13 protein-coding genes are annotated in these 12185 nt (G+C 39.0%); 6 read left to right on the top strand and 7 right to left on the bottom strand.

Annotated elements, in window-relative coordinates; all coding sequences use genetic code 11:
- The first annotated feature begins 149 nt into the window (after positions 1-149).
- Entirely contained in the window at positions 150-497 is a 348-nt protein-coding gene (locus tag DC53_RS18380) for a hypothetical protein (RefSeq protein ID WP_007377104.1), read from the top strand.
- Between the two features lie 90 nt (positions 498-587).
- On the opposite strand, the gene DC53_RS18385 is transcribed toward DC53_RS18380, so the two are convergent.
- Positions 588-959, bottom strand: a complete 372-nt coding sequence (locus DC53_RS18385) for a DUF1294 domain-containing protein (RefSeq protein WP_033028446.1) — start codon at positions 957-959, stop codon at positions 588-590.
- Between the two features lie 51 nt (positions 960-1010).
- Between DC53_RS18385 and DC53_RS18390 the strand changes: the two genes are divergently transcribed.
- Complete coding sequence (locus DC53_RS18390; RefSeq protein WP_033028445.1) at positions 1011-1544, top strand: hypothetical protein; 534 nt, start codon at positions 1011-1013, stop codon at positions 1542-1544.
- 62 nt (positions 1545-1606) lie between these two features.
- Here the strand turns inward: DC53_RS18390 and DC53_RS18395 are convergent, their stop codons facing one another.
- On the bottom strand, positions 1607-2149 hold the full coding sequence (locus DC53_RS18395) for a carboxymuconolactone decarboxylase family protein (protein ID WP_007377107.1): 543 nt from the start codon (positions 2147-2149) through the stop codon (positions 1607-1609).
- A gap of 111 nt (positions 2150-2260) precedes the next feature.
- Between DC53_RS18395 and DC53_RS18400 the strand changes: the two genes are divergently transcribed.
- Positions 2261-2848 carry a TetR/AcrR family transcriptional regulator gene (locus DC53_RS18400; RefSeq protein ID WP_007377108.1) on the top strand — a complete coding sequence of 196 codons (588 nt, stop codon included), beginning with the start codon at positions 2261-2263 and terminating at the stop codon, positions 2846-2848.
- Between the two features lie 65 nt (positions 2849-2913).
- On the opposite strand, the gene DC53_RS18405 is transcribed toward DC53_RS18400, so the two are convergent.
- The 5 genes from DC53_RS18405 to DC53_RS18425 form a co-directional block, all read right to left on the bottom strand.
- A complete protein-coding gene (locus DC53_RS18405) occupies positions 2914-5034 on the bottom strand; it encodes a methyl-accepting chemotaxis protein (RefSeq protein ID WP_033028444.1) in 2121 nt (706 codons plus the stop codon).
- A gap of 105 nt (positions 5035-5139) precedes the next feature.
- A complete protein-coding gene (gene arsJ / locus DC53_RS18410) occupies positions 5140-6357 on the bottom strand; it encodes an organoarsenical effux MFS transporter ArsJ (RefSeq protein WP_033028443.1) in 1218 nt (405 codons plus the stop codon).
- A gap of 24 nt (positions 6358-6381) precedes the next feature.
- On the bottom strand, positions 6382-7392 hold the full coding sequence (locus DC53_RS18415; RefSeq protein WP_033028442.1) for an ArsJ-associated glyceraldehyde-3-phosphate dehydrogenase: 1011 nt from the start codon (positions 7390-7392) through the stop codon (positions 6382-6384).
- A gap of 20 nt (positions 7393-7412) precedes the next feature.
- Entirely contained in the window at positions 7413-7769 is a 357-nt protein-coding gene (locus DC53_RS18420; RefSeq protein WP_008137792.1) for a metalloregulator ArsR/SmtB family transcription factor, read from the bottom strand.
- A 164-nt stretch (positions 7770-7933) separates the two neighbouring features.
- Positions 7934-8362 carry an organic hydroperoxide resistance protein gene (locus tag DC53_RS18425; protein WP_024594483.1) on the bottom strand — a complete coding sequence of 143 codons (429 nt, stop codon included), beginning with the start codon at positions 8360-8362 and terminating at the stop codon, positions 7934-7936.
- A gap of 123 nt (positions 8363-8485) precedes the next feature.
- Between DC53_RS18425 and DC53_RS18430 the strand changes: the two genes are divergently transcribed.
- The 3 genes from DC53_RS18430 (at position 8486) to astB (ending at position 12056) form a co-directional block, all read left to right on the top strand.
- Positions 8486-8920 (top strand): MarR family winged helix-turn-helix transcriptional regulator, encoded by a 435-nt coding sequence (locus tag DC53_RS18430; RefSeq protein WP_004334500.1) that lies wholly within the window; start codon positions 8486-8488, stop codon positions 8918-8920.
- A 45-nt stretch (positions 8921-8965) separates the two neighbouring features.
- Positions 8966-10072: an L-dopachrome tautomerase-related protein gene (locus DC53_RS18435; protein WP_033028441.1), complete on the top strand. Its 1107-nt coding sequence runs from the start codon at positions 8966-8968 to the stop codon at positions 10070-10072.
- Positions 10073-10709: 637 nt separating this feature from the next.
- Complete coding sequence (astB, locus tag DC53_RS18440; RefSeq protein WP_004334492.1) at positions 10710-12056, top strand: N-succinylarginine dihydrolase; 1347 nt, start codon at positions 10710-10712, stop codon at positions 12054-12056.
- Positions 12057-12185 lie beyond the last annotated feature (129 nt).

The raw sequence follows: 12185 nt of genomic DNA, 5'->3' as shown, positions 1-12185 counted from the left end.
AATAACTATAATTGAATATATGGTGGATACATATTAGACTATCCACCGCTTTTTAAACGAGAGTCAAGGACGACGAGTTGAGCTTTTAAGACACTCCTCCAAGATTTTTCGTAACCTTCAACATTTTTAAATTACTTAATGGAGTATCGATGAAAAACTTAAGCGCACTTGCAGCCATCCTATTACTAAGCGGTTGTTCAACCACCTCAACAGTTGATAAAGTCGTCACTGAGGTTGTTACCGAAGCCAAAGTAGATGTTGAAGAAGTTGTAGCACCAATTTCATTAACCGTTATTACGACTCCCGCAGATGCTCGCGTTCGTATTATGAACATAAACCCGGTATATCAAGATGCCATTGAGCTAAAAGAAGGCAAATACGATATTGAAGTCAGCAGAGCTGGATACCAAACCTACAGAAAATGGGTCGTTGTTGACAAAAAAACTATTTTAACTGTTGGATTAGATGAAGCACTAACAAGTCAATCTGAACAGTAAGCCATTTATACTGTTAAGTAACCTGAACTCTGAGTAATATATTATTTACCAAAGTTCAGGTTAAGTTAGCTCAGTAAACCTTCTATTTAGTCAAACGAGTAAAGACCCCCTATTCAACCAAAAATACACGATCCCACCTAAATTAACTGCAATGCATACCCACAGCACAAATATAAAACGACGTTTTTTAGATTTATGACGTAGTAATTGTTGTGCAAATAATGCACCTGGCCAACCACCACACAGAGCAAGTAATTGCAACGTGCGCTCAGGCGTACGGTTTACTTTTTTATGTGCCGATTGTATTGCTTTGCGCTTATCCCAGGCATACATTAAAAATGTTAACATACTCAAAATACTGAGATAAATTGGTATATAAAGAGCAATATAGCTAAGCATGTAAGCTAGCCAAGTTAAAGCAATAAAAAGACTCGATATTGTTATTAAGGCTTTTTTTATCAATTAATTATCACCTATACTGAACGCACAGAATTTAAAAATAAGAGTTAAATTATGACACATTTTAAAGCGTTATTCTTAGCGTTGCTCCTCTGTTCATTTACTTTTAGTTACGCGGACGAAAACAACTTAACCCTCGATAAAGAGCTAGCAATATTTCAGCCTTACTTAGGCACTTGGCAAACCGACTTTAAGGTAGTCTCAGGCGCAAAGCCAGTTCAGGATGTCGGCAGGTGGGAACGTACGCTAAACGGTAAAGCTATTCGTACTATGCACTCTATTAATGAGGGTGAATATGGCGGCGAATCGACGATTTTTTATGATAGCAAAAAAAAGTCACTCGTATTTTATTACTTCACAACAGCAGGTTTTTATACAAAAGGCACTATAACAGTATTAAGCCCGACTCAGTTTGTAGCCTACGAAGAAGTAACAGGCAGTAAAGAGGGAGTGACTAAGGTTAAGTCTACAAGTGATTTAAAAGACGATAAATTCATTGTATCAATCTCTTATTTAAAAAAGGGTGAGTGGACAAAGCCCGAACAACGTATTTATACACGCAGTACAAAAGCCGTTAAGTTTAAATAATCGCAATTTATAAACACAAAAAAGGCAGCCTAAGCTGCCTATTGTCATTTATAAAACCGTATTTATTTTACGTATTTTTTAAATGCATCATCTACTGGTGTATCAGCAAGGTGATTAGTGTAGTTGCTCATTACTTTTTGAGACAAGCCTACAATAATTTCAAGTAGTTGTTGCTTAGCGTAACCTGCGGCAAAGAATTTTTCGATTTGCTCATCGCTGATCACGCCACGTTCACGTGTCATTGCGAGTGTAGTTTCACGAAGAGTTTCTAGCTTAGGGTTTTCAAGTGGTGTTTTGTTAACAAGTGCGTCAACAATACCTTGATCAACCTTCATTGCCGCTGCAATACCACTGTGAGCAGGAACACAGTAATGACAGTCGTGCTCTACGTTAATTGATTGCCATACTACTGTTAGCTCTTCTGCATTAAATGACGTTTTTTGAAACAAGTCATGCAGTACTTGGTAACCTTTAAGTAATGTTGGTGCTTCAGCCATTACTGCATGTAAGTTAGGAAGCATACCAAATGCTGCTACTGAATCAGCTAAAAGTGGTTTTGCTTCTTCTGGTGCATTTTCTGCCGTGTATAAAGTAAATTCTGCCATGTTTAGCTCCAAAAATAATTAGGTTTATGTAACTTCGAAACACATACTATTTGATTTTGAGCGACTGTTCAAGTTAAAATTGAGCAACTGTTCAAATTAATTGAGAATGAAATGGTTAATAAGGTTAAATTTGAACGCGAAAATGTTGTTCGTGTTGCCAGCCAATTATTTTGGGAAAAAGGCTTTCATGCAACCTCAACGCGAGACTTACAAGAAGCCGTTAATATGCGCCCAGGCAGTATTTATTCTGCATTTGGTTCAAAAGAGGGGCTATATAGTGAGTCACTAAAAGACTATACGGTGCAAATGAAAAGCCAAATTGACGGTTTTTTATCTTCGTCAGACACAACCTTAGGTGGCTTACGTGCATTTGTAGAAAATGTGGTAATTAAAAACAAAGATTGTAGCCCGAGTGCAATCTGTATGTTAGTAAAAGCTAACAATGAGTTTGCCGATAAAAACAGTAGTTTATATGAATTGAGTTTAGATTTAGCGGCTAAGTTTGAAGGTTATCTCACTGTACTTTTCGAGCAAGCAATAGCAAAAAATGAGTTGAGCGATAAATTAACAGCTATTGAGTACGCACGTTTTTTTCAGATTCAGTTTACAGGGTTACGTGGTTATTTTAATCGCCCAGGCGTTGAACTACTGGCCCAACCTATGATCAATCAAATGTTTGCGCTCATGAAAAACCTATAAACTGCTTGTTTTAATTAAAAAAGGCAGTAATTTAATTACTGCCTTTTTATTTTTTACGTTCAATATTACGTTTTTAACTTATTAAGCTCTGAATCTTGTTGCGTTACAAGCTTGTTGAGTACTTCACTGCTATCGCCTGCTTGTGCCGATAAATCGGATAGCTGCGAAGCTGCATCTGATATAAGTGTTAAATTACGATTTATTTCTTCAGTTACTAAACTTTGCTCTTCAGCTGCCGTGGCAATATGTGTAATTTGATTAGTTATTTCATCAACTTTAACCACTACACTGTGAAGAGCATCAAATGCAATTGAGGTTTCATCAACAGCACTTTGTGCGCGCACTACGCCTTTTTCTATTACAGTTGAGGCATTGCCAACTTCGTGTAACAAACTATCGATCAATTTACTGATATCGTCAGTCGATGAACGCGTTTTAGACGCAAGCGCTCTTACCTCATCAGCAACTACCGCAAAGCCTCGGCCATGTTCACCAGCACGCGCAGCTTCAATTGCCGCATTAAGTGCCAATAAGTTAGTTTGTTCTGAAATGGTGCGGATCACATCCAAAATTTGCGTAATATCTTTACTACGCGATGCTACTTTTTCAACCGCTTGGTTAGCTTCTTTAATTTCTTCAGACATAGTTTTAACTTGGCTCATCGCTGACGACAAACTCGACTCACTACTAACCACTAAGCCATTAATTTCATCTGCCTGCTGCGCTGACTGTTCTGATGCTCTGGCAACTTCGAGTGCTGTTGCGCTCATTTCGTTCATAGCCGTTACCACACTTTCAATTTCTTGAAATTGCGATTGCACATTTTGCTTTGTATCTATGGCAATGTGTTGCGCTATCTCGCCTTGCTGTTTGGTTTGCTCAGACACCGCTTTTAGTTCAGAAATTAAATCACGTAGTTTTGCTAAAAATCGATTAAACCCACCAGCTAATGCAATAAGTTCAGCGTGGCTATCAACATGCAATGTATGCGTTAAATCACCCTCAGAGCTTGCAAGGTTATCAACACGTTGTTGAATTTGTCGAAGCGGTGCAACGATGCCGCCAACCACTAATTTCATTATAACAAATGCAATTGCAGCTATAGCTAAACCGGTTACTAAAATAATAGACCCTAACGATGCTGCAGTTTCTTGCATGTTTTCAGCCAACGCTTCAGGACCTGCGAGCGCAAGCTCTGTTGGTACTTCAATAATTAAAGACCACTGCTTATTGGCAAGTTTAATATTGATAGGGTAATTAACAAGGTACTCGTTATTAACCTTAAAAATACCGCTTTGTCCTTTTGACTTTTCAATATCGTTGTACAACGATGAGCTAATCGCTTCTTTTAGTGGACGCCCTAGTTTAGTTTTATAATGGCTACTGCCAACAATTAAGCCTATGTCACTCAATAATGTTACTTTTGCTTTACCGTTATAGAGTTGTTTAGAAAGCTGTTCAGTCATCACTTGAAAAGTAGGAAGTGTTAAGTCTACGCCAGCTAAACCAATAAACTGCCCAGATTTTAAAATTGGCACTGTTAATGACGTTAACATTACCGAATCACCAGACGGAATTTCGTAAAGGTAAGGCTCCATAATACATGGTGTGAGCGTATCCTTTGCACATAAGTACCATTCAGCTTCGCGAAGTCCAAATTCGTTCAAATTTGTTATATATTTGTCACCTGCATTAGCCACTTTTTGCTGTTCTACCGTACCATTCTCGTCCCGAGTAATATAGACTTCGAGCGTGCCATCACCATCAACAGAATGCTTAAAGCCCCTCTGGAATTGAGCATCTTGTCCATCAAAAGCATTAGCTTCGAACTGAGAATAAATAGAAGATAAAAGTGTATTATTTTCTAAAATAGAGCGGTTTATGCTTACAACTGTATCTCTACTTAGCGTATTTTGTTTTGCAGCATCACCAAGTAATGCGGCTAATGAATACGGAACTCGGTAAGCCTCGTTAACAAAGCCAGCAATTCGTTCACCATATACTGCAGCATTAGCATTAAGTTTTTCTTCAACCTCAGCAACGATATACTCTTCAGATTTGCTCGCTAACTGCTCATTGCTTGATGATAATTCCCACCATAAAACACTAGAAAGTACCAATACTGTAATAAATATACTCCCGACGGTAAGCCAGAGTAACTTTTTTGCTAACGATATTTCCCGCATTCCATACACCTTTTGATTAAATCTACAGCTATAGTTTAGTAGTTTTAAAAAATGAAGCTATGAATATCATCAAACAATTTGAATTTAATACAATTAGTTGGGTTTTTACTGCTTTTTCAGGTATGCCGTCGTAATTGTCGCCATTATTAACAAACAAACACTTACCCATAAACACGCACTAAGCCCATATACTTGAAAAACCCAACCAGAAAGCACCGTACCAAGCAAACGCCCTATCGCATTGGCCATATAATAAAAGCCAACGTCGAGCGACACCCCATCATTTTTAGCAAAACTTACTATTAAGTAACTGTGTAGCGATGAATTTACAGCAAATACACCACCAAAAATAAGTAAGCCTATTACAAGCGTAAAATGTACCGCTATATCCAATTGCATCAACAACGCCAAAATGCCAGTTACACCACTTAATAAAGCAACCCACCAGTATGCTTTTTTGACCGAATGTGAAGTTGAATCACCTTGCCCAGTTATTCGCGGTGCTTGCGATTGCACCAGCCCATAAGCAATTACCCACAAAGCCATAAAGCCGCTGACCCACCAATGATCCCAGTTAAACTGAGCGGCTAAGTAAACAGGTAGTGCAACTACAAACCATACATCGCGCGCTGCAAACAAGCATAAACGCGCTGCGCTAAGTAAGTTAATTGCCCGCGATTTAGAAAATAATTCTTTAAACTTAGGTTTGTTTTTAGCTTTACCAATATCGCCTTTTAAAAAAATTAAACTAATAACCCACACAACACTAAGTAAAATAATTAGACTTATTAATGCTCCCACAAAACCAAATACAGTTAGTAATAAGCCGCCTAAAAAAAAGCCTACTCCTTTTAAAGCATTTTTAGAGCCGGTAAGTATGGCAATCCATTTATATAATTGGCTTTGCCCTGCATCGTCTTGTGGTACTAAATACTTAATGGCGCTCTTTGCGCTCATTTTATTTAAGTCTTTTGCTATGCCACTCAGTGCTTGCGCTGCCATAACATAGGCAACGGTTAGCCAATCCCCTGGCACGCAAAGCATGGCTAAAGCGACAAGTTGTAGCCCAAGCCCTACATTCATGGTTTTGTTCAACCCTAAATGCGCGCCAAGCCAACCACCTACTAAATTGGTGATCACCCCAAATATTTCATAAAACAAAAACAACATGGCTATCGCAAATGCACCATAACCCAACTGATGAAAATACAGCACCACCAACATGCGTAGCGCACCATCAGTTAAAGTAAATGCCCAATAGTTACCAGTAATTATTAAATATTGCTTTATAGAGCTCGGTAAGTTAGCCAACTGCGCAAACATAGCGTTAAACCTTTTTAAACGAGATTAAACCAAATCACTTTGTGCAACTTTAAGCATTAGCTCAGCAGTACGGTTTGCATAACCCCACTCGTTATCGTACCAAGCGTATAGTTTAAGTTGAGTATTGTTAATTACCATGGTTGAAAGCGCATCTATAGTGCAGCTGCGCGGATCTGTTTTGTAATCTATAGATACAAGCGGTCTTTCTTCGTAGCCTAAAATACCTTGTAACTCGTTATTTGCAGCGTCTTTAAACCACGTGTTTACTTCGTCTTGTGTAACACCTCGCTCGAGCTCAAAAACACAATCGGTAATTGATGCGTTAGTAAGAGGTACGCGCACGGCGTGGCCGTTTAATTTACCTTTTAGCTCAGGGAAAATATGCGTAATAGCCGTTGCACTACCGGTTGTAGTAGGTATTAAGCTTGTACCGCACGAACGCGCACGGCGTAAATCTTTATGAGGGGCATCAATAATTGTTTGAGTATTAGTAATGTCGTGAATAGTAGTCATTGAGCCGTGCTTAATGCCCACTTTTTCTTGCAGTACTTTTACTATTGGCGCTAAACAGTTAGTAGTACACGAGGCGGCTGTAACAATTTTATGCTCACTTGGGTTATAAAGATCATCGTTTACACCCATTACTACATTTAAAATACCATCTTCTTTTACAGGTGCTGTTACCACAACACGCTTAACACCTTGTGCTAAATATTGATTTAACAGCTCGGTGGTTTTCATTTTACCGCTGGCCTCTATTACTACATCGCAATCAGACCAATCAGTTTCGTTTATTGTTTTGTTGTTGGTAACTGCAATCGTGTGCTTACCCACGCTAAAGCTATTATCATCACTAGAAACCAGTTGTGCTAAGCGCCCATGTACTGAGTCAAACTCAATTAAATGTGCGTGGGTTTTAGCATCACCCGCTACATCATTTACTTTAATAAACTCTATTTCTGGCCAATCAACTGCTGCACGCAGAGTTAAACGCCCCATACGGCCAAAACCGTTAATACCTACTTTAATAGTCATAATTTAATACCTTTAATAAGTTAGTTACAGCAGCTAGTAATACGTTCAGGGCGATTACCCATAGCGTTTAAGCGCGTTAAATCATTTTCATAAAATGAAGGGTTAGCAGTAAGCGTTTGCGTTAATACATTTTTAGCCCACTCTGGCAGGGCTTTATTAATACTGTAATAAACCCATTGATTTTGTTTACGGTCGCTCAATAATCCGCATTGTCTTAACTGTGCTAAATGGCGAGACACTTTAGGTTGGCTTAGCTCAAGTGCAGCAACCAGTTCGCATACACATAGCTCTTCTTGGTCGCTAATAAGCAACATTGCTTTTAAACGCGTATCGTCCGCTAGGCATTTATAAAATTGAAGTGGGTTGAATTGTTCCATACTGTCCTCACTGTGCTTATGCATACACAATAAAACAAAATAACAACATATGGAATAGTGAATATACGATTTATCGTATATTTAATTTTTATGCCTTAAACGCAAAAAAGCACACAACGACTAATTGTCGTTGTGTGCTTTTATAACTTTTCTTTATTTAGTTATTAAATAACTGAAAGCTCTACTTCAATATTGCCACGTGTTGCGTTTGAATATGGGCATACTTGGTGTGCTTTATCTACAAGCGTTTGCGCTGCAGCTTTATCCATATCACCTAGTGATACAGCAAGTTTTACTGCAATACCAAAACCGCCTTCAATAGCACCAATAGACACTTGTGAATTAATATGCGTGTCGCTTGGTAAATCTATTTTTTCGCTACCTGCTACAAATTTAAGTGCGCCAATAAAACACGCAGCATAACCTGCGGCAAATAATTGCTCTGGGTTAGTGCCTTGACCGTCGTCTCCGCCTAAGCCTTTAGGTGTTGATAAATTTACATCTAAACGACCATCATCAGATTTAGCTACGCCTTCGCGGCCGCCAGTTGCAGTTGCTTTTGCTGTGTAAGCTACGTTTTGTAATACATTCATAATGAACTCCAAAGTTTAGTAATTAATTTAGTTTGTGTGCAAAATAATAGAACAAGTAATTAGAGATTGCAAATACTTTGCATGCAAATTAAAATACCATGTATCGAAATAAAGGATAACGTTATGCAGTTTGAGCAATTAAAGTTAAAAAATCAGTTATGCCACCGGTTATATATGGCATCTAACAGCATTGCGCGTGCGTATCGCGAGCCTTTGAACGAGCTAAATTTAACTTACCCGCAATACGTAGTAATGATGGCGCTGTGGGAGCAAGACGAAATAACAATTGCAGAGCTAATAGATAAAACCGCGATAGATGGCGGTGCAATGACTCAAATACTCAAAAAAATGAGCGACAAATCATTACTGGCTGTTATTAAAGATGAGCACGACAAACGCAAACGCCTAGTGCAGCTAACCCAGCATGGCCAATCACTTAAGTTAAAAGCAGCCGATATTCCTAAAAATATTTTATGTAAATTTGATAGTGTAGATGCAACACAAGCGAAACAGTTGATGCAGCTGCTCGATTTAGTAGTAAACGACTTAGCCGATTAGGCTCTTAATTTTTAAACAATAAACGTGTTTTAAAAGGTTTTAAAAATGACTCATATTAAAAAATTACTATTAGCAGCGGCGTGTAGCACGGCACTTTTAGGTAGCAGCGCCGTAACTGCTAACACCGCTGGCCAAAATACTGATTTAAAAACAGTAGCTACTTTTGATGCGCAGCACCCACCGGGCAACATTGCTATTACCCCATCAGGTAGAAAGTTTTTATCTGTGCATGGCTTTTTTGGCCAAAAGCAAAAAATTATGGAGCTTTTAAGCGATGGTACAACTAAGCCCTACCCTAATGAAGAATGGGCATACGCGTACAATAACGGTAAAGGTTTTTACGACGTACTTGGCATAAACGTATCAAGCGATGGCGTTTTATGGATGCTTGACACTTCAGGGCCCGATCACGCTGGGCGCTTAGTAGGTTGGGATACAAACAAAGAGCAACTACATAAAATTATTTATCTGGCTAAACCGACCATTACCGACACCTCGTTTTTAAACGATTTAGTCATCGATAATAAGCATGGCGTTGTATACATTGCCGACACAGCACAAGGCAGCCAAGCCGCTATTATTACGGTAAACCTTAAAACAGGTGTAACACGCAGAGTATTACAAAATAGCCATTACACCACAGCCGAAAATATCGATATGGTTATTGATGGGCGCACAATGAGCCTTGGCGGCCAACCTGCCCGCTTAGGTGTTAACCCTATTACGCTTGACCCTAACGAAGACTGGCTTTACTTTGGCTCTATGTCGGGCACGTCGGTTTACCGCATTGCCACCAGCGATATAAATAACGAGAGCCTTTCGGCTAAAGCGCTTGAAGACAAAGTTACGCGTTACGGCACTAAACCAATTTCAGACGGTATTATTGTTGATGGCGGCGGTAACGTATATGTAACCGACATAACCAATGGCGCAATTGGCGTAGTTAAACCCACTGGCGACTACGAAGTATTATTTAAGGACGAACGTTTGAGCTGGCCTGATGGCTTTAGTTACGGAGCCGATCATAAAATATACTTTACCGTTGACGATTTACATAACTCGCCTGTACTTAATAATGGCAAAAATCAAAGCCACGGTAAGTTTAAAGTAATGTCGTTCGAGCCTTTAGTAAAAGGAAAAGTAGGCCGCTAATTTACTTTTTAAGTGACTACATTTTTTAAAAAGCCTTGCACGTTTAAGTGACCCAATAGTTGCATGGCTTTTTGTTAAAAACACACCACGTTGGTGCATCTTTTAGTAATATTTCACCTCTTTGGTGCTAATCCTTAAGTATGTATTTACACTTAAATACTAAACACCTGATTTCTATTCATAAAATATTCAAGTTAATGTTGGCATACTTCTTCCTATAAACTGATGTGTTCAGTGAAAATACCAAGGAAAAACCATGTTCAACTTATACCATACCCTTTACCTTTTATGGCGTTTAGACATTAGCGTTTGGCAAGTTAATGATCCAACAAATACCCATACCACCGCTGACAAAGAGCGCGTCTATGTTAAGTAACATCGTATTGTGTAAAGGCTTGGCATAAAGCTTAAATGTAAAAACCTACTTTAGGCTAAGCTTTTGCACACTATGAAATTTATGTGTGCATTTTAATTAAACTTCAAATTAATTGTTCAATATAAGAACAACCCCCTTGTAATAAACTCCACATTTAAAAACATCGAAAAAATTAGCAAAAACACTTCGTTTATAACTTTGCAAGCAGCCCTATTGCGTTGTATTGTTGCATCCTATTGAAAATTTTTAGTTGGAACGTGTATGCACGCTTTGGAAGTTAATTTTGATGGCTTAGTTGGCCCTACTCACAACTACGCTGGTTTATCGTATGGTAATGTTGCCTCGTTAAATAACGCAGCAAGCTTTTCAAATCCTCAAGAGGCTGTGCTTCAAGGCCTTGAAAAAATGAAAGCCATGCACGACAAAGGCCTAACTCAAGGTGTATTTGCCCCTCATGCGCGCCCCGACTTAAACGTACTGCGCCGCTTAGGCTTTACCGGTAACGATGCACAAGTAATTCATAAAGCATTTAAAGCTGATCCTATTTTATTACGCGCGTGTTATTCAGCGTCAGCAATGTGGACAGCCAATGCCGCTACGGTATCGCCATCTCCTGATACAACCGACGGCAAAGTACATTTTACTTCAGCTAATTTAAATAATAAGTTTCATCGTTCATTAGAGCCTGCAACCACTACACGCTTATTAAAAGCGATGTTTAATAACGACAAATACTTTGCGCACCATACTCATTTGCCAGACCAAGGCTTTTTTGGCGACGAAGGTGCAGCAAACCATACTCGTTTTTGTGACAGCCACGGCGAGCAAGGCCTTGAAATGTTTGTATTTGGTGCCAGCGCGTTTAACAGCCAATTACCAAAACCAGCTAAATTTCCTGCAAGGCAAACACTCGAAGCCTCAGAAGCTATTTGTCGCTTACATAACTTAAAAGATTCAAGCCAAATTTTACTACAGCAAAATCCAGACGTAATAGACCAAGGTGTGTTTCATAACGATGTAATTGCAGTAGGTAACGCCAACGTATTACTGTGCCACCAGCAAGCATTTTTAAACCAAGCTTTGGCACTGCAAGATATTCGCGAAGCGTATGTGGGCAATAAAGAATTTTATATTATTGAAGTACCTACCGATAAAGTAAGCATTACCGACGCTGTAAGTAGCTACTTATTTAATAGCCAGTTAGTGAGCCTTGAAGATGGTTCAATGCTGTTAGTTGCACCACAAGAATGTAAACGCAACAGCGCAGTTAACGCCTACATTGAAGAAATGATCATGGCTGATAACCCAGTAAACCAAGTACAGTTTTTTGATTTACGCCAAAGTATGCAAAATGGCGGCGGCCCAGCTTGCTTGCGTTTACGTGTAGCCCTTAACGAGCAAGAACTTGCTGCAGTAAACCCAGAGGTTATTTTAACTGATACTAAATACACACAACTGTGTGACTGGGCAAAACGTAACTACCGCGACAAATTAGGCGCAAGTGACTTTGCAGACTCAGCGCTACTCACCGAAAGCTACCAAGCACTTGATGAGCTAACGCAGCTACTAAATTTAGGTTCAGTGTACGACTTTCAATTAGAAGGTTAATCAATCGTAATTTAAACTGAGAAAGCTCTTTCGAAATTAAATTGCAGTAACGTGTTTGGTGTTTAGTAGGCCACGCCTATTTCGAGTAGTTATTCCTCATAAAGAGGTAATAACGCAGTATAAATGCCA

Source organism: Pseudoalteromonas fuliginea (assembly GCF_000690055.1).
Taxonomy (GTDB): Bacteria; Pseudomonadota; Gammaproteobacteria; order Enterobacterales; family Alteromonadaceae; genus Pseudoalteromonas; species Pseudoalteromonas fuliginea.
Note: the sequence above shows the minus strand (reverse complement) of the source record. Positions and strands in the feature narration are given on the sequence as shown.

Coding starts and splice junctions, on each gene's coding strand:
- DC53_RS18400 (WP_007377108.1), top strand. CDS start 2,261: ATGGTTAATAAGGTTAAATTTGAACGCGAAAATGTTGTTCGTGTTGCC.
- DC53_RS18390 (WP_033028445.1), top strand. CDS start 1,011: ATGACACATTTTAAAGCGTTATTCTTAGCGTTGCTCCTCTGTTCATTT.
- DC53_RS18425 (WP_024594483.1), bottom strand. CDS start 8,362: ATGAATGTATTACAAAACGTAGCTTACACAGCAAAAGCAACTGCAACT.
- DC53_RS18395 (WP_007377107.1), bottom strand. CDS start 2,149: ATGGCAGAATTTACTTTATACACGGCAGAAAATGCACCAGAAGAAGCA.
- arsJ (WP_033028443.1), bottom strand. CDS start 6,357: ATGTTTGCGCAGTTGGCTAACTTACCGAGCTCTATAAAGCAATATTTA.
- DC53_RS18415 (WP_033028442.1), bottom strand. CDS start 7,392: ATGACTATTAAAGTAGGTATTAACGGTTTTGGCCGTATGGGGCGTTTA.
- DC53_RS18420 (WP_008137792.1), bottom strand. CDS start 7,769: ATGGAACAATTCAACCCACTTCAATTTTATAAATGCCTAGCGGACGAT.
- astB (WP_004334492.1), top strand. CDS start 10,710: ATGCACGCTTTGGAAGTTAATTTTGATGGCTTAGTTGGCCCTACTCAC.
- DC53_RS18380 (WP_007377104.1), top strand. CDS start 150: ATGAAAAACTTAAGCGCACTTGCAGCCATCCTATTACTAAGCGGTTGT.
- DC53_RS18405 (WP_033028444.1), bottom strand. CDS start 5,034: ATGCGGGAAATATCGTTAGCAAAAAAGTTACTCTGGCTTACCGTCGGG.
- DC53_RS18430 (WP_004334500.1), top strand. CDS start 8,486: ATGCAGTTTGAGCAATTAAAGTTAAAAAATCAGTTATGCCACCGGTTA.
- DC53_RS18435 (WP_033028441.1), top strand. CDS start 8,966: ATGACTCATATTAAAAAATTACTATTAGCAGCGGCGTGTAGCACGGCA.